This window comes from Moorena sp. SIO2C4, from assembly GCF_010672485.1.
Taxonomy (GTDB): domain Bacteria; phylum Cyanobacteriota; class Cyanobacteriia; order Cyanobacteriales; family Coleofasciculaceae; genus Moorena; species Moorena producens.
The window spans coordinates 1-24,927 of record NZ_JAAHGN010000026.1 but is presented as its reverse complement, the minus strand read 5'-3'; the positions used below and the strand labels follow the sequence as shown (position 1 = coordinate 24,927).

Below are 24,927 nucleotides of genomic sequence, written 5' to 3'. Positions count from 1 at the left end.
AATGAGTGAAAGTGTCCGCAGCTTGATTGATGCCCATGGTGATACTCTCAAACCTGGGGATGTCTATATTCTCAACAATCCCTATAACGGTGGCACTCATCTCCCAGATGTCACCCTTGTTACCCCAGTTTTCCTCAACTCTTCCCTAGGGCTAAAGGAACCTTCTCCCCTCTCCCCTTTATTCTTTGTCGCTTCCCGAGGACACCATGCTGACATCGGTGGTATCACTCCCGGTTCCATGCCTCCTAACAGTACGAGTGTGAAGGAAGAAGGGGTATTAATTGACAATTTCCTGCTGGTTGAGAATGGTAAATTCCGAGAAAATGAAATAACCCAACTTCTGTTAGGGGGTCAATACCCAGTCCGGAATCTGACTCAGAATATAGCTGATTTACAGGCACAGATTGCTGCCAACGAGAAGGGTGTCCAAGAGTTACGGCAGATGGTAGCCCACTATGGATTAGAGACAGTGCAAGCGTATATGGGTTATGTCCAAGATAATGCTGAGGAGTCGGTGCGCCGGGTGATTGATGTGCTGACAGATGGCAGTTTCAGCTATGAGTTAGATGGGGGTGCTAAGATTCAGGTCACCATTACTATTGACCGGGACAACCGTAGTGCCAAGATTGATTTTACCGGTACGTCTGCTCAGTTAGACAGTAATTTTAATGCACCGTCAGCGGTATGCAAAGCAGCAGTGCTATACGTCTTCCGCACCCTAGTGGATGATGATATTCCTCTCAATGCTGGTTGTCTGAAGCCTTTGGAGGTGATTATTCCGGAAGGTTCTATGCTCAATCCCCTTTATCCAGCAGCAGTGGTAGCTGGCAATGTGGAAACATCCCAAGCAATAACCGATGCGCTCTATGGTGCTTTAGGAGTGATGGCGGCTTCTCAGAGTACTATGAATAATTTTACCTTTGGCAATGAGCGCTATCAATACTATGAAACGATTTGTGGAGGCTCTGGGGCAGGGGTTGATTTCGATGGAACAGATGCGGTACATACTCACATGACCAATTCTCGCTTAACTGACCCAGAAGTGTTGGAATGGCGATTTCCAGTACTTTTGGATAGGTTTGGGATTCGCCCCGATAGTGGCGGTAAGGGCGTTCATTGTGGGGGTAATGGCGTGATTCGCAAGATTCGTTTCCTAGAACCTATGACCGCAGGAATTCTATCTGGACGTCGAGTGGTCAAGCCTTTTGGGTTAAATGGTGGTGAAGCGGGTGCTTTGGGAAAAAATTATGTGGAACGGAAGGATGGAACGGTTGAGGAGTTGGGTAGTACTGGGGTAGTGGAAATGAATACAGGTGATGTGTTTGTGATTGAGACCCCTGGAGGTGGCGGATATGGTTTGGATAGTGGTGATAGTGAATCCTAATTGGTAGGGGGCGAATGCGATCGCATTGGTGTTTCCTTTGGGCTAAGCCAGCAGGATAAATGCTGCACGATGAAGGTGAGCATTTATCCTAGGTAACGCTAAGTAAGTCTAACCTACTTAGCGTTACCAATAAACATCGGTTACTAACGATTAAAAATCTCAACGGTCTAGGAGGTTAATGCTTAGACCAGTAGCAGCGCCTTTAACCGCATTATCCACTACTGAGCCATTGTCAATGATTACGCCAGTGACCACACTAGCAGCAGCACCAAACCCTACATCTTGAACTAGACTCCCAGCACTGTTGCGCTGAGCTCTAGTTCTATCCCGCTTACTAGCATTGACAGCAGCACCAGCAGCAGCGCCATTGGCACCATTACCAATCAATGAGCCGTTGTCAGTTAATTCTCCAATTACTGCACCAGCAGCCGCACCAATACCGATATCTCTTAATAAATCATCGGCAGCCGCCGGTGCAGCGGGTAGTAGTGTTGCGCCTACAAAACCGGTTGTGATCAGTCCTGGTAGTAGAGCACCGAAAATCCCTTTCATCTTTGTGTCCTCTAAATTGAGAAATTGAGCTACTGCTCTTAGGTTAGATCTGCCTGTTGAGAGATAACCTCTTCCATTAGAATTATTAGACTGACTGAATCTCCAAAAGGTTCCTAAATATTAGCGCTCAGCCCTATATACCAATTCGATTGATTGGTGATTTATTGCTGTTACAGTTGCGTAGTGGACTGGCTACCCCTGATTTTCTCGCTAGCCAGTATTGGGACAGTCCGCCGGAAAATTCTAACGGGCAAGATGCCCATTCCACCCACCCGGTCAAACAGTATGTATTGATATGCACCCGACTAATCATGACTAATTAGGGTTTGCTGAATAAGTCGTAATTTTCGGGTTTGAATAGGTGTTAGGTGTTAGGTTTTAGGTTTTAGGTGAGGTTAATGGTTAATGGTTTTAGGGAATTTTCCATGAAGGTGCAAGGTTTTTGAGCCTATTAGATACCATTTTCTTGCACTTGGCGAGACCAAAAATGATTGAAACCCTTCTGATGCATGGCTTCCACACTTATGCAGCAGACCCTAATTAATAAAAAAATAAGTATTAGCAGATAATCCCAGCTTCGGATTAACATTCAAAAATTATTGATTATATACTCTGCTAAAGAATTATATTGTTCACTCATGCTTGACATTAATCTTTTTTGACCTTGTGACCATGAACCATTTTGTATCTCTCTCGTTGGTTTTTCTTTGGATAAATATTGTATAGGAATATTTTGTACTATACTATCTGATGCAATTGTATTTAAATCTTCTATTTCTGCAACAGGTTCTCTAGGTACAAAATTTGGAACACATTCATAATCCTCAATATCACTCTTTAATTTCGGTAAAAGATTATTTTCTACTGAAGCTATAACTTTATTAAATTGAGCTTTGTCAGCTGCAATTTTATTAATTGCTCCTTTTTTTACCTTTGTATCAAACCCATTAAAAATCCATCCTCCAAATTTTGGTTTTCCTTTATTAGAAACAAGTTTGTCATATGGGTTTAATTTTAAATATTTACTTTTACCTTGAATCCAATCATCAATAAATGATGGTAGTACTTCACCAATTAACCCTACACAATAAGCTGAAAATAAATCAGCTGTGCAAGGGACTAAAAAATAATCTGAGCAATACAATGCTAATCTAACTAGTGTATTAAATGAAGGGGCTAAATCGATCAGTACATAATCATAATTCACATTTCTTTCTTTTTCTATTTTTTTGATTAAACTTTCAAGAACAAGAAATCTATGAATTCCATTTCCACCATTGACATCACTACCAACGTTTAAATAATCGGCAAATCTGTTCAGCCAAAAATCACCAGGTATAATATCTATATTGTCCCAAAATAAGCTTTTATTTTTATTATTATTTTTGGGTTTATATTTTGGTTTTTCTGAAAAAACTTGAGTATTTTCAAGTGATTGAATATAAGGTTGTATATAGCTTCTAATGGTCTTTCCAAAAGGAAAATTCTCATCATTTTCAAGACATTTTTCAAATTCCTCATACCCAATAACTGCAATAGAAAGATTACACTGAGGATCAAAATCAATAAATAAAACTTTTTTAGCTTTGTCGGCAAGTGCTATTCCCAAATTCCATATAATATTTGTTTTTCCAACACCCCCTTTGTTATTGAAAATTGAAATAACTTTTTTAGTCATGATTTACTCACTTTAATTTTTCCTTAGTTAAGAATTAAATTTTACCATTATTGCTGAGGGGGTGACAAACAGCATGATTAGCCTTACTGGGTGTGGGGTGACGGGTGCATCTCATTTTTAGTGTTTGACTCGGTGGGTGGAATGGGCATCTTGGTGGAACGGGCATCTTGCCCGTTTCATTTCCGGGCGGGCTGTCCCAACGGTGGCTACGAGGCGGAAAATCAGTGCGAGCCCTTGGTTGGTGCGTTACGGGCAGCAAGCTAACACTGGCGCTCGGTGTTGAAGATGAGGGCAAGCCCGCCCCTAACGCACCCTACGCAACTAAAAATTCCTATATAATTTCTTGCCTCTTGCCTCTTGCCTCTTGCCTCTTGCCTTACTAGGGAATAATTGCGAACACCCTGGCTGGGAAACCAGAACCTTTCAGGGGCTTAGGAAAAGTTACTATTGCGATCGCACCATACTCCGGCACCTGATCCAAGTTAGTCAGCAACTCGATCTGATACTTGTCTTGGCTGAGAATATAATTTTCTAGGGAATAGTCCCCTTGGCTAGTGGCAATTCCAGGGTCAGTATCAGTTGGTTCATGACCGGAAGCAGTAATGTAGCGTTCTTCGTAAAGATATTTCAGTACTTCAGCACTCCAGCCAGGATAATGGGCAATACCATTAGCGTCAGCATTACGCATTTTGGTCATACTTGGCCAAGCCTTAGACCAATCCGTACGCATTGCTACAAATGCCCCTTCTGGCACCAAACCATATTTCTGTTCCCAAGCTTGTACATCTTCCAGGGTAATTTGATAGTCGGGGTTGTGACTGACCTTGTCGCTGACATCGATTACCACCAGGGGTAGCACCATTTCAGTGACCGGGATTTCATCCTGAAACCGTTTACCCCTGACGAAATGAGCTGGCGGATCAACATGGGTACCCCACTGACCAGGAATATTATAGCGCTGTGCCCAAAATCCAGACCCCTTGGTGCCAATCATCTCATCGTAGTAGTAGGTTGTGGTGCGTGTTTCAGGATCAAAGCCTGGCCAGTGGGGAATCTGGGGATGAAAGGTATGGGTTAAATCCACAAACTCATGAGACTTTAGTTCTGCTAATTTATCCCAAAGACTGGGGTACTCAGCGGTTTGGGCAGTGCTCGGGTTTGCCAAACCGACTATGACAATCATGGTTAAGACCAACAAAGCTTTACGCAACATGGCTCTTGCCTATAAAAAGTATGAAATGAAGTATCAAGGATTCAGCATAAACCATGAAGCATTAAGGATTAAGAATGAATCAGTGTAAGCATTCAGCTATTAGCCATCAGCTATCAGCCATCAGCTATCAGCAGTCAGCTGACTGCTTTTCCCGTAGCGTGCGCGTAGCGCATATGCTTACGAATCAGTATCCATGCTTTATCCATATGTTCTACCCATACCAAAAATGCTATAGACCAGTTACTTCCTATATTCATTACTCAGGACTGACGTACTGACGCACTTATTCACTCAATTCGACGTCAAACGCTTAGAAATCTGGTTAATTAGTCCACTAACTATGGCTCCAGCCATCAGCACGCCAATGGCGGGAGTAAATACTGGTTCCCAAAGGCTGTACCATAGTTCCAGTCCTAAGGGAATACCAACCGAACGACCAACCAATGCGATCGCAAACCAAAAAAAGCTCAATAAGACTAGAAAAACATCGAACATTAAAACTTGGTTAAGCCAACGGAGCAGTTGCTCTTTCATCTTCAAAATTTCTGGAATTTTAGTTTACTTGTCAACGTTATTAGTTTATTGGTGTGCAGTCATGCTGGTCAAGAGTGAAATAATCGAACTTAAAACCCACGAACCTATCGCCATCTACAATATCACCGATTACATCAGCAAATTACTAGAGGTTACTGGGGTTAAAAACGGTCATGCTTTAGTCTTTTCCAGACATACAACTACTGCGTTAGCAATTAATGAATATGAAGAACGATTACTCGAAGATATCAAAGTCCATCTAAACAAGCTAGCCCCTAAAGATGGTAAATATCTCCATAATGACCTGCACTTAAGGATTGTACCTCCTGATGAGCCGATCAATGCCCACTCTCACCTAATGGCAATGATGCTAAACAACAGCGAATATATTCCTATTATTGATGGCAAATTAGCTTTGGGCACCTGGCAATCGGTTTTATTCGTTGAATTAGATGGACCTAGAGACAGAACTGTTTTAATTCAACTATGTGGTGAAACCTAAAAACTGTCTTACTACGAATTGGCTGAAGCAGAACGGTTTAACTAAACCTCCTTATCCTAATTATAGATAATTATAGATAGAATGAACTGAGCAAACTCTGTTAATACATTGGTATCAAAGTTGTGTTAAACTAGATAATATTGGACTCGCTCTCACTAATAATCCTTTTCCTTCTCAGAAGGTGGAGTGTCAACATAGTTCTGTTTGAACTGATTGAAGTAAGTTGAGGGTACCAAGAGCGAAACTATGCCGAAATTCTGGTTTAGACTCTACAGTAGCGCTACCATAGTATCACTTCTACTTGCCGCTGGCTTTTGGAAGACTACGCCACTCTACCATGCAGGAAACACACTACTCCCCTCACTAGCAGTATCCCCTGGCAATCAAGTAGTCGATCAGGTTTCTCCCCCAGCCTGCTCTTCTATTGATCCGATTACCAAGGGTATGAAAAAAGAACGAAGAGCAACTGGTATGGCACAATTGGCTCGATCAACAGAAGATTGGAATTTTGTGATCAATGAGTGGATTCAAGCCATTGAGGATTTGCAAGCTATCCCAGCAGACAGTCCTAAACGGATTTTTGCTCAAAAAAAAATTGCTGAATATATCAAGAACCTAGAGTTAGCTTACCTAGAAGCAGTAGCAACCACGTCATCCTTGCCCTTCTCTAGTTTTGATAACGAAATATTTGATCAGCAGCTGCGGCTTTATCTATCCTATATTGCTGCCGTTGGTAGGCCTGACATTCTCATTGTAGGTAGTTCCCGGGCATTGCAAGGGCTTGATCCTCAGCAACTCCAAAAATCCTTAGGGATATTAGGCAAAGGAGAGCTAAAGGTTTTCAATTTTGGGGTCAATGGTGCCACAGCTCAATTTGTTGACTTCCAACTCCGTCAGCTCCTGACTCCAGAACAATTGCCACGGTTAGTGATCTGGGCTGATGGGGTGCGTGCCTTCAATAGTGGACGAGTAGACCGCACCTATCAATCCCTTGTCGCCTCTGAGGGATATAAACGTTTGTTGGCAGGCGATCGCCCCACACTTCCTAAAAGTCAAAAGGAATCAGCCAATACTTGCCAAGCTATTTCTGAGTCTACTATTTCCAGTGTTACTAGTAAAATTTATCAAAAATGGGCACCGGAAACTAGACTTTGGGCAACAGCGACCTTAACTTCAAATCCGCAACCTAGACCCTGCAACCTAGACCCTGCAACCTGCAACCTGCAACTGGTTTCAAAACAGTCAACTCCCGCCAACACTGGCTATAGTACTTTTGCCATCAATGCTAATGGTTTTCTCCCTATGAATGGCACCTTTAACCCAAAAATTTACTATCGGAGCCATCCACGAGTGTCAGGGAGATATGATGCCGATTATCAGCCCTTCAGTTTTGCCGGTAAGCAGACTACTGCTGTCAATGCTATTAAAAGCTTTTTGAAGAAACAAAATATTCCCTTAGTGGTGGTTAACTTACCCCTTACCAAAGACTATTTAGATCCAGTGCGTCTGAGTCGTGAACAGAAATTGCAACAGTGGATGCTCAAACAAACTGATCAAGGATTTATCTTTATCGATATGGGGAGGCAGTGGCTAAACCAAAATCAGTATTTTGCTGATCCGAGTCATCTGAATCAATACGGCGCAGCAGCAGTGGCTAGCGAGTTGGCCGCTAATCCCCAGATTCCTTGGCCTTGACCAAATTCATAACCCAATTAATTAATTTTTTACCCTCAATCATAAATTATTTTAGGGAGTAATGGGCAGATGGATTAATACCAAATTAAAACAGTTTTATTACATTGATTAGATTAAATTTCGATAAAACTTAGATTAAATTTAGATTAAGTTGATTAGAGTAAAGGCTGTGGTGTGTATTTTAAATTTAAAATTTAAAATTTACAATGTAATTATTCAGGTTTTGGGGTGGCTTTAGAAGCTCTTTTGAGCATTTTGCCAGCGGCCTGACTCAAACTGTATTAAACAATCCAAATCTGCTGATTTTTGCTGCCAAATTTACACGTTACAGAGTTTGTCAACCCCTACACCTAAATAATTACATAGACAATTAACGATTAACAATTAACAATTAACAATTAACGATTTACCTGCATAGTCAGTGATTAAACTGGAGGAGATATTATTCCCCCAGTCTTACTTGCCTTTAAAGGCTAGTCTCTTTACATGTTGTTGAAAGCTTTCCCTTCCAAGCGATACACCCTAAAGCAATAACCTGTAACAGACCCAATAGAGAACTTGGTTCTGGTACTTGTTCGATTGAGTAGACAGTAGTTGTGCCACTGACCTCATTGTTAAGAACTAGCATCGGTGTGTCGTTAGGACTATCCTCTGCTGAGATGAAAAGCAATCCTTCAGGACCAAGATCCCCTGCTGTACCAGCCTCAGGATCTCCTAGGAAGTCGCGGTTGTTGATGTAATTGACAAAGAATGGATTTTCAGGATCGGTAACGTCATAGACTATGAAGCCACCAATCTGCTCAAAACCGATGAAGGCAAAGGTGCGACCGAATAACTCAACCACTCTGATGCCCTGGGGTTCCGGACCTCTATTGTCGCTGCGGGTATCAAAGTTGTTTTCCTCACCCTCAGCGTTGAAGAAATCCGGAAATAGGTCAGCAGTTATTTGTTCAAAAGCATCGCCACTGTCAAAAACTAGCTCTAAGCCATCCTGTGTTACCTCCCAAATTGAGAAGGAGCGTCCTCCAAAGGCAAACAGTTGGTCAAAGTCACCGTCTCCATCAGGGTCACCATTGATCGTTGAAACTTGCAAACGTCCTAGAACATCATCTTCTTGTAGAGCGATCGCATCAGGGAAGGCAGTTGGGTCTAACACTAAGTCATTTATCCGTTCATCTTCCTCGAAAAACGTTTCTTCTTCACCGTCTAAGTCACCCTCAATCCGGAGGAAATCGCCTTCGTTAGCACTAACTAAGTAAGTTATGCCGTCAACGGTATAGACATCAAGTTGGTCTGGCTGGAATAACCCAAACACTGGCCTGTTTTCGATATTGATAGCATCGTCTCTATCGCTAGTATCTAAACCATTATTAGGCTCACTGTGATCTTTGACACCGAGACCCACAACCTTGGAGAACTCATTAGTTTCTAGATTGAGAACACCAATGGCATTGTTTTCCTGAAGTGCTACCCAGGCAGTTTTACTATCGTGTGAGACAGTGATGTTTTCCGGTTCGATATCCCGATCAGGGGTAATCGGAGACTCGAATAAATCCTCAATGCCGAATTCCTCCTGGGATGAAGCCTCAATTTTTTCGAATGCATCGACAAACAGCTGCACTCCCTGGTTTTCCAGATCCTGTTTTGAGAACGAACTAAAGTCTGCAGTCTTGACAGTAGGATGCTTCGGGTCAAGAAGGTCGATAATACTAACCGACCCCTTTGGATTAACGATCTGACCTAAAGTCTCTGAAAAGGCTGGCTCTCCTTCATTGGCAACTAGTAACTTTCTGCCATTTGGGGTAAAGGTTACCGCGTCAGGCAAGGCACCAACTGTGACCGATGTTTTGAAGTTACCGTTGGTGTCAAAGAAAGCCACTGTTCCTGGATCAGTTCCCACTTCATTGGCTACGGAAACCGCTAGTAAGCCATTGCTAGAGGCAATACTGGTTGGTGTTGCCCCAAACGATGCCAGGGGGATGGTGGTGGATAACGAGAGGTTGCCTCCGACAAAATCCAGGACATCGACTTGATTGCTACTAGCATTGGTAACGAATAACCTTTGGCTGAGTGGATCGAAAGTCGATATCTCCGCCGCTCCATCATCGAAGATTCCCGTGGAAAAGGTAGAAATCGGTTTGATGTTTAGGGAGAAGGCGGCGGCAGGTGATGTTAGTATACCCAACAGCAATGTTGAGTATAAGGTTGATTGTATGATTTTAGGCATTTTTCTAGGAAAAATGGATGGACTCTGATGTTTTACCATGGTGTTCCTGGCTGTGTCTAGGTATAGGTAATACTTAGCTAATACTGTAAATGAAATGCCTCTGATCCAATTTATGATGCAATTTATATGAGCAATTTTTTATATCAGTGATCAATTTCGTGTAGTTCTAGTAATATTCACTGAGACTTCACCAAATCTTTACTGAAACTTCACAAATTCTTTACTCAATCTTTAAATAAGGAATCACCACAGCCTGATGGGATAACTTTAATTTAAAAGCTAATCCAACTTTGTTTCACGCCACTTTGGCGGTAATTTACAGAATATGATTAAGAAATATTAGCATAGTTTTGGATATCTGATTAAGTTTTTATCTAAAAACTTAATTATAACTCTGAATATTAATCATAATTACTATTTGTTTTGTTATAGTTTTTTATATATAAAACTAGCTATTGTTATTTGTTTTTAACAAATATATTAAATATTATTTATGTATAGCAGAGTGTAAAATGCCGTATCAATATTATTTAGGGTAGTTAACCTTTTTACGCCAAATTTAGAGCGTCGAGCTAGTTATACGACCAAGTATAATTTTCAATTATAACTTAATCCTGGAACGAAAAATAATTAAATTAATATAAAATTGTTTAACATTAATTTAATTATGTCGTTATTATTTGATATTTAGCTTACTATTGTTAATGGGAATATATTCCATATATTTAAAAAAAACACTAAATATACAAAAAAATACAATTATAAACTATAAAAAACTACAATAATGCAATTCGATATAGTCTAGTATAAGGTGTACATTAAGATCCCATAACTATTAAGTTGTCAAAACAATTGCTAGTAAGTAGATAATGTGATATGACCAGATAAAGTGATACCATATAAAATAGCTCCTAGGTTCTACCACACTAATGCATCTACTCCGATGCTCAAGAGTCATTGTCTAACCGGGAGGTAATCTATGACTTCTCAAGAAACCGGAGCTTCGAGCTATGCAAGGTCTGCTTTAGCACAGGGTGTCTATGGGGAGGTGAAACTGGTGAAACTAAGGTACTTTCAAAGAGATGATTGTTCGGAGGCAATACCTACTAGGACAAGGAAAAGGGCTAAGGAAAAGGCCTTGGGGTAAGAGGAATACCTTTTCCCTTTGTCCATCAGGCGAGTGTGTCATTCCCTCTAAGCATGCAACTCGCTCTAGCCCAACTGCACTAGGGTGTTCTGGCATTAAGTTTTCCTGTATTGATCTTCACCTAACCCAAGCAATTACTAAGGCATCTACAGTTCAAGGGGATAACCGAATCAGTGAATTTACCTATGGGCTTTTGTGTTGAGGTAGAGTGTCCTGCAGTAAATCGCTATTCTTAGGTAGATTCACTGAAAACTTTGCTAAGTTGGCTAAGGTAGCCATCCTGACATGGCTAACCCTAGTATCTACCTGTGAAGACATCGGTTCTAACTGTAATTGAGAGTAGGACACTATGTTAACCAAGCTGTTAGGAAAAGTTATGCTCGTTGGTCTGCTCACTTCATTAGTGAGCTGTACTCAACCAGCAGATCAATCAAAGCCTAACTTAGAGCCATCAACAATTTCTGAAGACACGAAGGTGATTGTCTTAGGTGATATTTCAAAAAATCCAGCTAAAAAGATCCGCCGCTTCCAGCCCCTGGCAAATTACCTGGCTGACAAGTTGAGTCAGTTCGATATTAAAACTGGCGAAGTAAAAATTGCCTCGGATTTTCCTACCATGATCAACTGGCTCAAAGAAGGGGAGGTACACCTATACTTCGATAGCCTCTACCCAGCCATGAGGATTAATGAAGAGTCTGGTGCTCAAGCAATTTTGCGCCGCTGGAAACGGGGTGATGCTGAGTACCACACGATTATCTTTACTATGAAAGACCGAGGGATTAAATCCCTAGCTGACCTCAAGGGTAAGAAGATCGCGTTTGATGATAGACAATCGACCTCTGGCTATATGTTACCTATGGCTTATCTGATTGAAGCAGGTTTGAAGCCTAATGAAAAGGGATCAAGCAGTGATGTAGTGGCAGCTAATGAGGTGGGGTATATCTTCAGTGATGATGATGAAAATACTATCCAATGGGTGATTAGCTCAAAGGCAGACGCTGGTGCAGTGGATAACCAGACTTTCGAGCAAGTCCCCGAGGATGTCCGCCAAGCCATGAGTATCTTGGCTGAAACAGAAAAAGTACCTCGGCAAGTCGTGATGGTTCCAGGCAATATGGATCCTGAGTTACTGGCTCAGCTCAAGAGTATCCTGAGTACCATGCATAACGACCCCAAGGGCAAAGAAGTGCTGACTAAGTTCCAGAAGACTGCTAAGTTTGATGAGTTCCCAACTCTACAGGGGTTGGAAAGGATGCAACAGTTATACAACATTGTTGAGAATCGGTAAATTGCATGGGCAGATTTAGCTGGAGACAATGGCCATTAGCCACTAAACTGACAATGACCATGACTAGCTTGGTGATTGTGGCAGTGGCTAGTGTCACCATGCTATCTCTGCACCGTGAGCAACAAACCTTTCGTAAAGAACTCAAGCAACAGGCTAATCTATTGCTTAATACTCTGATCCTAGTGACTGCTGATGCGCTCTACCTTGCAGATCCTGATTCTTTGGAGCAGGTCATGGAGCAGCTGGGGGATCAGGGGTTAGTGGAGGAGGGTTTTATCTACCAAAAAGATGGACGGATCGTAGCCAAAGCCGATTCGGTAGATGGTCAGGTGTATAGTATCGAGAGTGACCCTGTTGGCGAGAAGCTGCTAAGGCTAAAACGTGATAAGATATATGTTGATTGGGATGCTGACCAACTTACTGTTGGGAAAGCAGTGATTCTCGGGAATCAGACAGTGGGAGCGATTAGTGTCGGACTGTCTACAGCTCCCCTGAACAATAAAATTGCTGCGGTACGCAATCAAGGTCTAGTGGTGGCAATAACTGCAGCCGCTGCCGGTACCCTGTTGGCACTGCTGCTGAGTCGGTCAATCACTGAACCATTGCAACAGATGACTGCTGCAACCCAGCGTCTGGCGGCTGGGGACTTGAACCAGAAGATTACTGTTCACACCAAGGATGAGCTAGCGGTGTTGGCAGATTCCTTTAACCGGATGACTTCCCGGCTGCGAAAACTCATTGAAAGTTTGGAACAGCAAACCGCAGATCTGCGCCAAAGTGAAGGTAAAAATCGAGCCTTGCTCAATGCTATTCCAGATTTAATGTTGCACTTTAGTCACGATGGTACATTTCTAGATTATAAAGTGGCAAGGAATCAGAACTCTTTTGGGTCTTTTGATCAAGTCTTGGGTAAAACGGTGTATGATGCATTACCACTAGAGATAGCTCAACTTTATATCCGCAATGTTCAGCAAGCTTTGGAAACTGGGGAGACCCAAATCTTTGAACATGAGAGGTTTATTAATGGCCAACGCCGCCATTTTGAAGCACGGATTGTGGTCAGTGGAGATAAAGAAGTGCTGACCATTGTCCGGGATATTACGGAGAACAAGTTGGCTCAGATTGAGTTGCAACAGGCAAAAGAAGCGGCTGAAGAAGCTAACCATGCCAAGAGTGCCTTTATGGCTAGTATGAGCCATGAGCTACGGACACCCCTTAACGGTATTCTTGGCTTAAGTCAGTTGCTCTGGGAAGATGCCGAGGAGTTAGGCTATGACGAGTTCGTCTCTGACTTAAAGGAGATTTGGAACTCTGGTACGCACCTGCTCACACTGATCAGTGATGTTCTAGACATTTCAAAGATTGAAGCGGGCAAGATGAACCTGTACTTAGAAAGCTTTGATGTTACTACCCTGATAGTGGAATTGGAAAGCCTTGCTAAGCCACTGATGCAGAAAAAGAACAATAGTCTAAAGATCAGCAGTGCTGACTCTCTCGGCACAATGGTGGCTGACCGGACTAAGCTCAAGCAGGTTCTGTTAAACTTGCTAAGTAATGCTGCTAAATTCACTGAAACAGGCACGATTACTTTTAGCATTAAGCGTGAAGGAAGTAACCATAGCAATGGCAAGAACGAACTGATCTTGGAGTTATCCCAACCTTATTCGAGATCCTCAAGTGCTTCCTACACCACAATCGATATTCCTACCTCCTCCAATACCTTAGCGAATCTCGAATCTGATCATTGGTTGATATTCTCGGTAGCTGATACTGGCATTGGTATGACTCCAGAACAACTTAACAAAGTATTTCAACCATTTACCCAGGCAGATAATTCAACCACCAAAAAGTATGGTGGAACGGGTTTAGGTCTTTCCATCAGCCAACGCTTCTGCCAGATGATGGGTTGTCAAATTACGGTGGAAAGCCAGATTGGTGTTGGCTCTACTTTTAGCATCCGTTGCCCTGCTATAGTAAATGACCCCAAAACAGAAACACCTAAGGGCATTATGGGTAATGGGTAATGGGTTAAGTGAAGGCAAAAGGTATAGCACTACGCATTCAGATGTTTGACATTGTCTTGATGCAAAGCGCGAGTGGTTTGAAGTTACCGTAAGAGAGTGGAGCCTTATTAAAAAATATTTAACCCTTTTCTGCATAACCTGCCGACATTAAAGGCGACCCTCTCTAAGGTTTCGTCTCCGGGGAAACCACGGCAAAGCGCGAGTGGTTTGAAGTTACCGTAAGACAGGCTCGCCTTAATCAATAAGTTTTAACCCTTTTTTGCATAACCTACCAACCATAAAGGCGAGCCTGTCTAAGGTTTCGTCTCCGGGGGAACCCCCAAGACCGCGCTGCCTCCCCAAGACCGCGCTGCATCGCTTGTAATTACCAGCAGACTGTGAGCTGACTACTAATAACTAAGAACGAAGGACTAGGGCAACAAAAAAATCCATGACCACTAAAGACGACTTTAAACAACAAATCAAGGCAGGTAACATTAGGGATGCCCTGACCCTATCCCTAGGTGAAGCAGTGGAGTTAGAAATTACAACTTGGGTATCCTCATCTACCCCAGCTCCTCATTCCTCAGCTGAGCTAGACCAGCCAACCTCTGATTGTCAAATGCGTACTCGCATGAATATTGTTGATGGTGAAATCAACAACGAAGTTGGTTCAGAGTTTATGGGCAATGGACCTTACACTGAACTGAAGCAATTTCACCTACAGCAGGTACAACAAGGACGCCAGACTATTCAGCAAAATTTGGAAAATTTGCAACAACTGTTTACTGTTCTGAGTACTACCATGGGTCGGCTACCCCAAGGGTCTGACCTAGGTACTGATAGTAGCTCTAGTCTATCTGCCAAAAAAGGGAATAGGGAATAGGGAATAGGGAATAGGAAAAAAATCCTGTGTACCTCATTGCTATGAGAACAGCTATAACTATTACGGTGCGTTAATAACGCACCCTACAGATAGCCTATAGAATGCCTTGGATGCGATCGCAAAACCTCGTAACCACCGTAACAAGCCAAGTGACTACCAATACCACAGTTTAAGCCTGGGTAGTAATGAGGCCAACCCTTTAGCCACGGTCATAAATGCAGAAATTCAGGCATAATTTAGTTATTATTACTGTTAAACAGACCTACTATCGTCAGGGAATAACAACTGCTAAAGGTAATTGATTCAAAGGCGCGCATTGCTTTGGCTTGGCATGCCACGCAAAACCTATTAATTATACCACAAACATACCAGCAAGCCTAACCCAGTAAGCCTAAGATTGAATCAATGTATTGAGGTGATCTGCTACTTCGGCGACAGGCAAAGTGTTCAGCAGTAATGGCCACTGCTAGGTTGCTTAACTGGTTGTGGTCTGATATAAATTTAACCTAAAGAATTGAAATAACCAAGTGTTTGTTGACGGTTGACGGTTGGGTCTTCACAGTCACTGAGAAACTTTCAACAAAAGCTATATCCTTTAAAGAATCCTACCACTATAACCCAAGGGTGGACGTGGGAATATCAAAAACTATTTATTATTAATCAATCTAAACTAAATTACAAAACTACCCTAATAAGCGCGAGTATATTATTATGGCTCCTAGCGATGACTTCAGACAATACCTTAAGACAGGGAATATTAAAGAGGCTCTTGTCCTAGCCCTGAGCGAAGCAGTTGATTTGAAAATTACCACCTGGGTAGCTGACACCAATACGGATTTAGATGCAGCCCAGGCAAAACCTGGTCATCGTATGTGTACCCGCATTGATACTATTAACGGTGCCATCGATAATGAAGTAGGAGACCAGTTTATCGGCAATGGTCGCTATAGAGAACTGCGGCAATTTCACAATGATCAGGTGGCTCAAGGCAATCAAATTATTCAGAGCAACCTCAAGAGTCTGCATAAGCTCTTTGAGGTTCTACTCACTCTAGGTTACCCAACTAGCACTACTGGGGTTATAGAGCCTGAATCCCCTAGGGGTGAAACCCATTTATTACCAAGCATAGAACCGGTAACTGAAACTAGAGTAGCCATAGAGTCAGTCGAGTCAGTCGAGTCAGTCGAGTCACAGACAGAGCATCGTGTCGATACAGTTACTAAAGCGGTTTTGGGGACTGGATTGGCAGCAGCAGCAGTTGCGTCTGCCTCGGAGTTAGTAGCAGAACCTCCCCCAGCCGAAGTCAAACCGACTCAGGCAGCACCAGAAACACCCCCAACCATCTCTGCTGACCTTGAGTCAGTAACAGCTCCTACCCCAGGGAACCTTGATGATTCATTGATTAATCCCTACACCGTAACTGAGCCAATCATAAAACCTGGATTGGTGGATGAAGTAGTCGATGAAGTAGTTTCTGATACTGGTTTGTTTCCAGAGACTACTGAATTGCCAGAGATTAGTGAATTGAAGGAGGAAGAAGCAATAGCAAACTTCCTAGAGGATAGGTGGTCAGAAACTGAGTCAGTCTTGGTACCTCCACCCCCCATTGAAGAGGAAACAGAGATTATTCCTGACTTTCTACCAGATACGGCACCAGAAGTGGAATCAGTCTTGGTACCTCCACCCCCCATTGACGAAGAAACAGATATTAGTCCTGACTTTCTACCGGATACGGCACCAGAACTGGAGTCAATCTTGGTACCTCCACCCCCAGTTCCAGAAGAAACCCAGGCTAGTCCCGACTCTTTCCTAGAAACTGAGCCGGAATTGCTAGAAGTCCCCTCAGCCGAACTGGAATCCTCACTGATGCCATCCACAGATAGCACCCAGGCATTAGAAGCGGAAACTGAACAGGACGATTGGGATGACTCGATGTGGGAATTACTGGAATCTGTGCCTGATCAGGAGCTAAGTGACCAAGACGTTTCAGATGCAGAAATTGATCAACAATGGCAGGAATTCGTTGAAGAACAATCGGAACCTGCTGATTTAAAGCCATCCGATGCAGTGGATAATCAAAATTGGGAACTCCTGACATTAGAAGATTTGGAGTCAACACCATTATCACCAGAACCCACAACTGAGGCTTCAAACCATGAATTAGAAGAGGAATGGGGTGATTTGTTTGAAGAAGACACACAACAGATTGATGCAGAAACTAACATCCTTAGCCTAGAATCATTGGAGCTAGAAGAAAATGAGGATTGGGATGATTGGATGTTGGAACAACCGCAGGAGTCATCACTAGAATTGACCACTCCTGAGATAGATTCATTGGATGTCTCTGAGGATAATGAGTGGGATACATTAACGAAAAACGCTAATCCGTTCACTGCACCAAGCAATCTCAATGGATCAGCAACAGATTTAGAACTTGATGAAGACTGGGATGATTTCCCAACTGATGAACTGGAATCTTATCCATCTCTAGGAAATAGCTTGGATCTATCGGCACCTTCGGAAGATCCAGATACTTCAGAACTGACCAATGACCTAACTGATGACCTAACTGATAACCATAAAGTTAATCAGGATGAATCTCAAGAGTTAGATCCGTTTCTAGAAATCTCTGAGATCACCGATCAATCAGAGAAAGCATCTGAGGACCTCATGGAAGATTTGTTTGACTTTCCTGTGGCACAACAGACTGAATCTGAGCCCATAAAACTTGATGATGATAATTGGCCTAGCCTAGAAGAGTCACTATTTATTAAAAAACCACGTAAAAAAGAGGATTAATCTGGGGGTAATTAGCTTTTTCTGGCGCTAAAGGATAAGCAGTAAGCTTTACATCATACTCTTAAGTGTGATCTACAGACTGCCCTAGGTCGATTTTGATTCCATGGAGGAGTCGAAATCGATAATTCGTAAGCATTCAGCTATCAGCTATCAGCTATCAGCTATCAGCTATCAGCTATCAGCTATCAGCTATCAGCTATCAGCTATCAGCTATCAGCTATCAGCTATCAGCTATCAGCTATCAGCTTATGGCTTATGGCTTATGGCTTATGGCTTATGGCTTATGGCTTATGGCTTATGGCTTATGGCTTATGGCCACACTACTGTTCGCGTAGCGAATGGCTGACGGCTGACGGCTGACTGCTGACTGCTGAATGCTTACGATAATTCTTCCACTTATATCCACTTATATTAGGGTAGTTACTATACAATTACGATGGCCGTGACCAAGACCAGAAACCGTAAGCAACCAGCAACTACTGATGCAACATCACCTTTCAAACGAGGTGCCCTTGACCTTGGCGAATTAAATTCGCCACGGGTCGCACCTGATGTTACCTCTAGATTAGGTCAAACCCTTGATGAATTTTATGGCTCTTTGGGGGATGTCTTGATTGACATCACAGCTTTAGAAGTTAACACCATGGTAGTGGAGGAAATTAAGGGAGATAAGTTCATCCCCTGGGAAACTTACCGGGATATTTACCCGATCTCAGCAGACTATCTAGAGCAACAGGGAATTCATCAGTCTTTACGCGATCGCTACCTTGAGTTACGTAAAACCTTAGAACTAGAGTACACCGTGCTTCTGAGTGATCCCCATTCACCCTTGTATGATCCCACTGTTCTAGAGCAGGCTAGAGGAGGCCAAGAAATCCTCACCGACCCAACAGTAGAATTGCACCAAATTAACACCCGACTACCAAACCCTACTAAAACCAGCAGTTCAGAAGAAATGCTTCAAGCGCAACAGATTCTTAAGAACAATCGTTTCTTGCGTTGTTTGCGTAAGCTCAGTGAACTAAAAGCAGCACTGGATAGTCGGAATCAGGCATTGCTAAAAACTAATTCACAGCAACGGGCAAATGTCAAGTCAATCAATGATTTAATTTGCGCCCAAACTGTGATTCAACTAGATGGTGATGTGATCAACCGCTATGCTCAGGAAATTGTTAACCATCCTGATCGAGATTTGATTCTACACATCCATAAGCAAGGAGTCACTGCTAGTCAACAGCAGTGGAGAGGATTGCTAGAGTTTATTTTGGGTTTGGTACAGGGGTCAGTGAGATGGGGTAATGGTGACGGTTTACCTTGGCGCAATTGATGTACTCAGGGTATGAGCTGTCACAACTTACCACTACCGATTAAGTAAAGCAGCGCCATCCTAACCGCAACTCCACTAGTCACCTGTTGAGGAATTAAGCTAATCTCGGGATCATCCATCAGCTCAGAACTAATTTCAACCCCTCGGTTAACTGGACCAGGGTGGAGAATGTGAACATTGGGTTGGCAAAGTTGGAGGCGCTCCCGGGTAATCCCATAACGCTGATGATATTCTCTCAAACTAGGCAACAAATGACTCGTCATACGTTCTTTTTGCAGCCGCAAGGTCATGACAAAGTCAGCATCTTTTAGTGCTGGTTCAATGTCCCAGTGAATATAGAGCTTAGGATGACTAATTGGTAACTGTTGCGTAGACGTAAGGGAATGGCTGGCTTGACTTGTGATCGGTACCGTTGTTTTTAAAATCACAGGGGTTTCGGTGTACTGCCTCTGGTGACCAAGGCTAGACTTAGCCCATAACTCTTGCTGTTGCTTTTCCCTAGGTTGTTGGAGACGAGTACTACTGTATTCAGCAAATAATTGCGGAAGTAGGGTAGGTGGTCCAGCCAGATGAACCTCTGCACCTGTCGCCAGGAGACTCCAGATATTGGAACGGGCAACTCGTGAGTGCAAAATATCTCCAACAATGGTAACTTTTTTTCCAGCAAGCAGTTCTATGCGGGGATTGTCCCAGTCTAAGCAAGAACAAATTGTAAACAAATCCAGCAATCCTTGAGAAGGATGTTCATGTTGACCATCACCAGCGTTAAGTACACTTACCTGGACACCGAGTCGATTCATCTCAGTAGCAATAATTTGAGGAACTCCCGCCTGCCGATGGCGAATCACCATCATATTAGTTCCCATTGCCAGGTAAGTCTTTGCTGTATCAAGAATCGTTTCGCCCTTGCTTAAGGAAGATGTTCCTGGTGCAAAGTTTAGGATATCAGCAGAAAGACGTTTAGCCGCTAGTTCAAAACTGCTACGAGTACGGGTTGATGGTTCAAAAAACAAATTTGCAACCACGTGACCCTGTAATGCAGGTACCTTTTTGGTGCGTCGGGACAGTACCTCCCGAAAACTAGAGGCAGTTTGTAAAACTGTATTGTATTCATCTGGCGTAAAATCAGCCAGGGCAAGAATATGGCGGCGAGTCCAGGTGGCATTTGCCATATAAGTCGTCAAGCAATTAAATAACTTAGTTTTGCTGCTCGTGACAGCTCCTACACTGACTCGTTGGGTTCAGTGTAGGCTTCCCAGCCAATCCGGCTATTGCTTAGGAGGCGCTGGGCTTTAAGAACGGACTGCCCTTCCGCTCTGTTTTTTATATTTATCGCTGCATTATGGTCTCTATCAAGACTGCACCCGCAATGAGGACAATCGTGCCATCTGACATGCAGTTTTTTAGGAACTTTCCTCCCGCAATTGGAACAATTCTGTGAGGTGTTCTGAGCACTTACTGGAATAGCCAACAAGCCAGCATTCAAGGCTTTGCTTGTCAGTATCGCCAGGAAGCTTGACCACCCAGCATCCAACACAGATTTAGCCAATCGGGATTTAGCCATCCCCTTAACGTTTAGCTTTTCGTGGGCGATTACATCATACTTTGATAGCCAATAATTGGTTGTTTTAAAGTGGAAATCCTTCCGTTTATCTGCTACCTTTTTATGCTGTTTTCCAAGTTGCTTGATAGCCTTAAGTCTGTTGTTACTTCCCTTCTGGCGTCGGGATACTCGTTTCTGGATAACCTTTAACCGTTTTTGAGACTTCCGATAATACTGAGGAATATTAATGGTTTCCCCTTCAGAAGTAGTCAAAAACTCTTTGAGGCCAACATCAATACCAACTATTGAGTCAGGGTTAATATCAGGTTTTATCTCAGGAACTGTTTTATCTTCCAGAGATAAAACTAAATAGTAGCCATCACATTTTTTGGTGATAGTTGCTGTTTTTATCTTGAATCCAGCAGGTATTGGGCGATGAAGGATGACTTTGAGCTTTCCTAGTTTTGGTAGGTTGATCAGATTACCCTCCAAGCACCCCTCTTTCATTTGTGGATAAGTAAAAGTACGGTAGCGATGACGCTTTTTGAATCTAGGTCTCCCGCTCCGTTTCCCATTACTATCTCCTTTTATGAACCTATCAAAAGCCAATTTAACTCTTTTTACTACATCCTGAAGTACCTGAGAATGAACTGTTTTATACCAAGGATGAGTTTTTTTGAGGTTTGGGAGAGTTTTATTTTGACTAAAATAATCGGGATTATTTCTTAGATCGGGAAGATGGCAGACAAGGGGACAAGCATTGATAGAACAGCGATTTTGTTCATACCAGGAAAACCGGTCGGCCAAAAGGTAGTTATATTGAGCGCATAACATTGACAGCCAATTGTTTATCAATATTTTCTGTACTTTTGTCGGTTTAAATTTATACTGATATGCTATTCTCATGTTCGTTGTCATCCTACTTATCGACCGACTCTAATTATAATAAAGTGTATAAACTTATGACAACCCAAAAATGAAAGACAAGAAACTGATAATCAGGATTACTGACTTCGAGAAAAGACAGTTACAGCAAGAAGCAGAACGACGTGGAATGACTTGATCTGAATTAGTAAGAAGCTTAATAGCTCGCTTCCCTGTCCCGTGCATATCCTGTGCAAAATTCATCCCGGAGATGAAACCTTAGAAGAGTGGAGCCTTATTCCACGAGTTTTAACCAAAGGTGCGCTTGACCCGTAATTAAATTCGCCACGGGTCGCACCTCTTTTATGCATAGCCTGCCAACTATAAAGGCGACCCTCTGATTGCGGTAACTTCTGACCACACTCATGGCGTAGCATTGAGATGTGGGGCTTCTTTTACCGGACAGCTAACAGCTTTGAGAATTTCTGACACCCAGGAAACCCTAGATATCGATTAAGGTTAGCAGGTGGAGGTTTTACCAATTACTAATGACTAACGACAAAAAACAACAGACCATTTTAAAAGTGATTAACTGGACTTGATATAACACATCTATTTAATTGAGGGGTATAACCCGTCATGCTAACTATTCAATAGTATGCTCTACTCAAGAATGTGGATCAAGAGGCACACATTTTTGTTGTTGTGCTTTAATCTTTCGCTGAACTCTAACTGGTACTCCCTTCACTGCTTTGCCATAGAGGCGTTGAAACTCCCGTTCAAAATGGGCAGCAACCATAGGGCTATGAATAACTAACAAGGTCTCATCGTTCCTAGTATTTGCTGCTTTTGACCAGTTGTGAGAGCCTGTAATCACTGTCTTTCCATCGAGAATGGCAAATTTGTGATGTAAGACATCTCCTTCTGGCAACTGAGGCACACCGACGGTAGCAATCGGTTGACGCCAAGGACGGTTACCACTCTCATATTGACACTTGTGAGCAACAGCTACTCCCATCATGTCCAAACCCTCACTGTAATAGCGAAAGGCAAAACTTGGCTCAATTAGCGCTTTGAGCTGAACACCCTGTTGATGGGATTCCTCTAAAACATTGGTTAGCCGTTGCTCGGAAAAGACAAACAAAGCTATGTGAATGGTTTCCCTAGCCTGAGGAAGAATTTGAGCGATCACACCATTGGTACTCTGATGCCAAGGTTTGGTAGTGGAGGTTGGAGAGAATTTTATAGCGATAGTTGTATCCCCCACAGTTGTATCTCCCCCAGTTGTATCCCCCACAGTTGTATCCCCCCCAGTTGTATCTCTCAGTGTGACTTGCTCTACTGGTCGCCATGGCTTCTTGAGACCAAACTTACTATCTGGTTTACCGCCAGCACCATCCCCCCACATCAGGTTAAATTCCTGGGTGAATTGCTTAGCTAACTCTACACTGTCAATCTTAAGTAGATTGTTGGGATTGCCACGACTCTCTCGAAACTGAAAGTCACCATGTAGATCACTAAGAGTGAAGTTTGCTGAGGTAATAATAGAAACTTTGTTATCAATAACTATAAACTTATGATGCATTAAGCCACTGCCCCGAGAACCATCCGCTGTGTCATCAATCATAGGTACACCACCATTTCCTAAGATGATTAAAGCGTCTCCTTCTGAAATTTCCGTTGCACTGAGCTGACCATCTCCGTCACGGTCGATCAATATTAGGGACTCATTGTAGCGTGAGCGTTCTCTTTGGCGGAGTTTTGCCACTGACTCAGCGGTCAGTTGACTTACCGGAAGGCTGTAGTTATTGTCTAAAATGACTCTGACCTTGACACCAGCTTGCTGACGTTCTACTAAAGCTTGGGCAATTCTGGGCATACGCAACTCCTGAACCGCCACATCTACTGTGGACTTTGCTGATGCGATCGCATCCACAATCACTTGCTCCAAGTTATCTCCCTCCCGAGTTACTCCCCGGTAAGGATCTGTGTATTGGGCTGACCTACTATGATTAAAGTAAGCCTGAACCCAAGGGTCTTGGGGCAAAGGGGGTTCAAGAGACACCTGTGGCTGAGCTTGTTGACAGCCACACAAAATCAATAGTATCAGCAAAAGATAATACAAATTCCAGTAAATGCACGCTGGTTGGGAACTCAAGGCATCAAAAAACCCGATTGGATAGCTGATTTCCCCATGCTAACAGCACAATATTCAAATAGATGCAGTTGTTGAATTAACATAAAATACCAGGGGATATCAGTTGCCATCAAGTTCAACTCCCTCCCCTAATTGCCTTTTTTTATGGAATGGTTTACACCAAAGCCTAATTAGCGGGTTAGGGACTTTAACCCGAACTAGTGTCTTATGCCAAGACGAAAGAAAACATTCCCGTGTGGCCACAAGGGGTATGGTAAAACATGCCACCGATGTGATCAAAAAAACCGAGCACGGGAAGAGAAAAAACAGCAAAAACGGCAGTGGGAGTCTAGTTTTGAAGATGATCCCATTGACTTAAAAAACCTTCCTACCCATGTGGTGGTCAAAGCCCGTGGGATAATCGCTGGTTTGGAAAATCACCAGGATTACAGAGAATTTGGTGGCAAGCGGCTGCGCCACAACCGCTGGATCATCAGTATTCCTGTAACGCGCAACTACCGAATGATTTGTCACGACCAGGGTAGCTTATTGGTTCCTCACGCGGTTTTGTCCCACGAGGACTATAATGTTGGTAAACCAGGTGGTTAGTTATTAGTCATTACTTATTAGTTTTCAGTTATTAGTCATCAGTTGGAGAGAGACCTGGAAAGGTTATATGCTTAAGATAGAGATAGCTGGTTGCCTGAAAACCCATGCAAATTTATCTGGACTATAGCGCCAACACACCACCACGCCCAGAAGTCATTAAAACTATGCAAGATGTGCTTACCCAGCAGTGGGGTAATCCTTCTAGCTTACACCAGTGGGGTCAGCGAGCGGCCATTGTACTGGAACGAGCTAGAATACAGGTAGCTAGGTTAATCAATGCACCAGCGGAATCGATTACATTTACCTCTGGCGGTACTGAAGCGGATAATTTGGCAGTGATGGGGGTTGCCCAAGGCTACAAAAAACCCCAGCATATCATTATTTCTAGTGTAGAGCATTCTGCGATCGCTCAACCAGTGGCCATGTTGGAGCAGTGGGGTTGGCAAGTGACCAGGCTACCAGTGGATTCTCTGGGACGGGTCAATCCCAGTGATTTAAAAGCTGCCCTACAGGCAAATACGGTTTTAGTCTCCATCATA

General features: G+C 42.9%; 21 protein-coding genes. 12 read left to right on the top strand and 9 right to left on the bottom strand.

Features of this window, described 5'->3' with window-relative positions; translation table 11 throughout:
* A partial coding sequence (locus F6K20_RS03070; protein ID WP_287293683.1) for a hydantoinase B/oxoprolinase family protein occupies positions 1-1,384 on the top strand: 1,384 nt, incomplete at its 5' end.
* 159 nt (positions 1,385-1,543) lie between these two features.
* Here F6K20_RS03070 and F6K20_RS03065 read toward each other — a convergent pair.
* Both F6K20_RS03065 and F6K20_RS03060 read right to left on the bottom strand, forming a co-directional pair.
* Positions 1,544-1,936: a hypothetical protein gene (locus tag F6K20_RS03065; RefSeq protein WP_287293681.1), complete on the bottom strand. Its 393-nt coding sequence runs from the start codon at positions 1,934-1,936 to the stop codon at positions 1,544-1,546.
* Positions 1,937-2,525: 589 nt separating this feature from the next.
* Complete coding sequence (locus F6K20_RS03060) at positions 2,526-3,614, bottom strand: ParA family protein (RefSeq protein ID WP_287293679.1); 1,089 nt, start codon at positions 3,612-3,614, stop codon at positions 2,526-2,528.
* 90 nt (positions 3,615-3,704) lie between these two features.
* On the opposite strand from F6K20_RS03060, the gene F6K20_RS03055 reads away from it, so the two are divergent.
* Positions 3,705-3,878 (top strand): hypothetical protein, encoded by a 174-nt coding sequence (locus F6K20_RS03055; protein ID WP_287293677.1) that lies wholly within the window; start codon positions 3,705-3,707, stop codon positions 3,876-3,878.
* 115 nt (positions 3,879-3,993) lie between these two features.
* Here F6K20_RS03055 and F6K20_RS03050 read toward each other — a convergent pair whose 3' ends face one another.
* The 3 genes from F6K20_RS03050 to F6K20_RS03040 all read right to left on the bottom strand — a co-directional run bounded on the left by F6K20_RS03050 (position 3,994) and on the right by F6K20_RS03040 (position 5,361).
* Positions 3,994-4,827 (bottom strand): cyclase family protein, encoded by an 834-nt coding sequence (locus F6K20_RS03050; RefSeq protein ID WP_287293675.1) that lies wholly within the window; start codon positions 4,825-4,827, stop codon positions 3,994-3,996.
* 134 nt (positions 4,828-4,961) lie between these two features.
* Positions 4,962-5,084: a hypothetical protein gene (locus F6K20_RS03045; RefSeq protein ID WP_287293673.1), complete on the bottom strand. Its 123-nt coding sequence runs from the start codon at positions 5,082-5,084 to the stop codon at positions 4,962-4,964.
* A gap of 34 nt (positions 5,085-5,118) precedes the next feature.
* A complete protein-coding gene (locus tag F6K20_RS03040; RefSeq protein WP_008183116.1) occupies positions 5,119-5,361 on the bottom strand; it encodes a DUF8620 family protein in 243 nt (80 codons plus the stop codon).
* A 61-nt stretch (positions 5,362-5,422) separates the two neighbouring features.
* Here F6K20_RS03040 and F6K20_RS03035 point away from each other — a divergent pair, with 61 nt between their 5' ends.
* Positions 5,423-5,863, top strand: coding sequence for a secondary thiamine-phosphate synthase enzyme YjbQ (locus F6K20_RS03035; protein ID WP_008183118.1), 441 nt, complete (start codon positions 5,423-5,425; stop codon positions 5,861-5,863).
* 246 nt (positions 5,864-6,109) lie between these two features.
* Entirely contained in the window at positions 6,110-7,558 is a 1,449-nt protein-coding gene (locus F6K20_RS03030) for a hypothetical protein (RefSeq protein ID WP_008183121.1), read from the top strand.
* Positions 7,559-8,024: 466 nt separating this feature from the next.
* Here the strand turns inward: F6K20_RS03030 and F6K20_RS03025 are convergent, their stop codons facing one another.
* Positions 8,025-9,785 carry a choice-of-anchor I family protein gene (locus tag F6K20_RS03025; RefSeq protein WP_287264718.1) on the bottom strand — a complete coding sequence of 587 codons (1,761 nt, stop codon included), beginning with the start codon at positions 9,783-9,785 and terminating at the stop codon, positions 8,025-8,027.
* A gap of 1,496 nt (positions 9,786-11,281) precedes the next feature.
* On the opposite strand from F6K20_RS03025, the gene F6K20_RS03020 reads away from it, so the two are divergent.
* The 6 genes from F6K20_RS03020 (at position 11,282) to F6K20_RS02995 (ending at position 19,235) form a co-directional block, all read left to right on the top strand.
* Entirely contained in the window at positions 11,282-12,220 is a 939-nt protein-coding gene (locus F6K20_RS03020) for a phosphate/phosphite/phosphonate ABC transporter substrate-binding protein (protein WP_008183124.1), read from the top strand.
* 53 nt (positions 12,221-12,273) lie between these two features.
* Entirely contained in the window at positions 12,274-14,244 is a 1,971-nt protein-coding gene (locus F6K20_RS03015) for an ATP-binding protein (protein WP_008183126.1), read from the top strand.
* Positions 14,245-14,674: 430 nt separating this feature from the next.
* Positions 14,675-15,109 carry a hypothetical protein gene (locus F6K20_RS03010; protein WP_287293671.1) on the top strand — a complete coding sequence of 145 codons (435 nt, stop codon included), beginning with the start codon at positions 14,675-14,677 and terminating at the stop codon, positions 15,107-15,109.
* 711 nt (positions 15,110-15,820) lie between these two features.
* Entirely contained in the window at positions 15,821-17,908 is a 2,088-nt protein-coding gene (locus F6K20_RS03005) for a hypothetical protein (protein ID WP_287293669.1), read from the top strand.
* Between the two features lie 103 nt (positions 17,909-18,011).
* Positions 18,012-18,254 (top strand): hypothetical protein, encoded by a 243-nt coding sequence (locus F6K20_RS03000; RefSeq protein WP_287266338.1) that lies wholly within the window; start codon positions 18,012-18,014, stop codon positions 18,252-18,254.
* Between the two features lie 90 nt (positions 18,255-18,344).
* Positions 18,345-19,235 (top strand): DUF8581 family protein, encoded by an 891-nt coding sequence (locus F6K20_RS02995; protein WP_008178266.1) that lies wholly within the window; start codon positions 18,345-18,347, stop codon positions 19,233-19,235.
* A gap of 20 nt (positions 19,236-19,255) precedes the next feature.
* On the opposite strand, the gene F6K20_RS02990 is transcribed toward F6K20_RS02995, so the two are convergent.
* The 3 genes from F6K20_RS02990 to F6K20_RS02980 all read right to left on the bottom strand — a co-directional run bounded on the left by F6K20_RS02990 (position 19,256) and on the right by F6K20_RS02980 (position 23,755).
* A complete protein-coding gene (locus F6K20_RS02990; RefSeq protein ID WP_008178268.1) occupies positions 19,256-20,407 on the bottom strand; it encodes an aspartate carbamoyltransferase catalytic subunit in 1,152 nt (383 codons plus the stop codon).
* A 50-nt stretch (positions 20,408-20,457) separates the two neighbouring features.
* Complete coding sequence (locus F6K20_RS02985; protein WP_287293667.1) at positions 20,458-21,684, bottom strand: RNA-guided endonuclease InsQ/TnpB family protein; 1,227 nt, start codon at positions 21,682-21,684, stop codon at positions 20,458-20,460.
* 625 nt (positions 21,685-22,309) lie between these two features.
* Positions 22,310-23,755: a phospholipase D-like domain-containing protein gene (locus tag F6K20_RS02980; protein WP_353736719.1), complete on the bottom strand. Its 1,446-nt coding sequence runs from the start codon at positions 23,753-23,755 to the stop codon at positions 22,310-22,312.
* A gap of 252 nt (positions 23,756-24,007) precedes the next feature.
* Here F6K20_RS02980 and F6K20_RS02975 point away from each other — a divergent pair, with 252 nt between their 5' ends.
* Positions 24,008-24,388: a DUF7682 family zinc-binding protein gene (locus tag F6K20_RS02975; RefSeq protein WP_008178278.1), complete on the top strand. Its 381-nt coding sequence runs from the start codon at positions 24,008-24,010 to the stop codon at positions 24,386-24,388.
* A 104-nt stretch (positions 24,389-24,492) separates the two neighbouring features.
* A partial coding sequence (locus tag F6K20_RS02970; RefSeq protein WP_287293665.1) for a cysteine desulfurase family protein occupies positions 24,493-24,927 on the top strand: 435 nt, incomplete at its 3' end.

Bases quoted from the DNA above. Each gene is read 5' to 3' on its own strand.
- F6K20_RS03065 (WP_287293681.1), bottom strand. From the start codon at position 1,936: ATGAAAGGGATTTTCGGTGCTCTACTACCAGGACTGATCACAACCGGT.
- F6K20_RS03060 (WP_287293679.1), bottom strand. From the start codon at position 3,614: ATGACTAAAAAAGTTATTTCAATTTTCAATAACAAAGGGGGTGTTGGA.
- F6K20_RS03050 (WP_287293675.1), bottom strand. From the start codon at position 4,827: ATGTTGCGTAAAGCTTTGTTGGTCTTAACCATGATTGTCATAGTCGGT.
- F6K20_RS03045 (WP_287293673.1), bottom strand. From the start codon at position 5,084: ATGAATATAGGAAGTAACTGGTCTATAGCATTTTTGGTATGGGTAGAA.
- F6K20_RS03040 (WP_008183116.1), bottom strand. From the start codon at position 5,361: ATGAAAGAGCAACTGCTCCGTTGGCTTAACCAAGTTTTAATGTTCGAT.
- F6K20_RS03035 (WP_008183118.1), top strand. From the start codon at position 5,423: ATGCTGGTCAAGAGTGAAATAATCGAACTTAAAACCCACGAACCTATC.
- F6K20_RS03030 (WP_008183121.1), top strand. From the start codon at position 6,110: ATGCCGAAATTCTGGTTTAGACTCTACAGTAGCGCTACCATAGTATCA.
- F6K20_RS03025 (WP_287264718.1), bottom strand. From the start codon at position 9,785: ATGCCTAAAATCATACAATCAACCTTATACTCAACATTGCTGTTGGGT.
- F6K20_RS03020 (WP_008183124.1), top strand. From the start codon at position 11,282: ATGTTAACCAAGCTGTTAGGAAAAGTTATGCTCGTTGGTCTGCTCACT.
- F6K20_RS03015 (WP_008183126.1), top strand. From the start codon at position 12,274: ATGACCATGACTAGCTTGGTGATTGTGGCAGTGGCTAGTGTCACCATG.
- F6K20_RS03010 (WP_287293671.1), top strand. From the start codon at position 14,675: ATGACCACTAAAGACGACTTTAAACAACAAATCAAGGCAGGTAACATT.
- F6K20_RS03005 (WP_287293669.1), top strand. From the start codon at position 15,821: ATGGCTCCTAGCGATGACTTCAGACAATACCTTAAGACAGGGAATATT.
- F6K20_RS03000 (WP_287266338.1), top strand. From the start codon at position 18,012: ATGGAGGAGTCGAAATCGATAATTCGTAAGCATTCAGCTATCAGCTAT.
- F6K20_RS02995 (WP_008178266.1), top strand. From the start codon at position 18,345: ATGGCCGTGACCAAGACCAGAAACCGTAAGCAACCAGCAACTACTGAT.
- F6K20_RS02990 (WP_008178268.1), bottom strand. From the start codon at position 20,407: ATGGCAAATGCCACCTGGACTCGCCGCCATATTCTTGCCCTGGCTGAT.
- F6K20_RS02985 (WP_287293667.1), bottom strand. From the start codon at position 21,684: ATGAGAATAGCATATCAGTATAAATTTAAACCGACAAAAGTACAGAAA.
- F6K20_RS02975 (WP_008178278.1), top strand. From the start codon at position 24,008: ATGCCAAGACGAAAGAAAACATTCCCGTGTGGCCACAAGGGGTATGGT.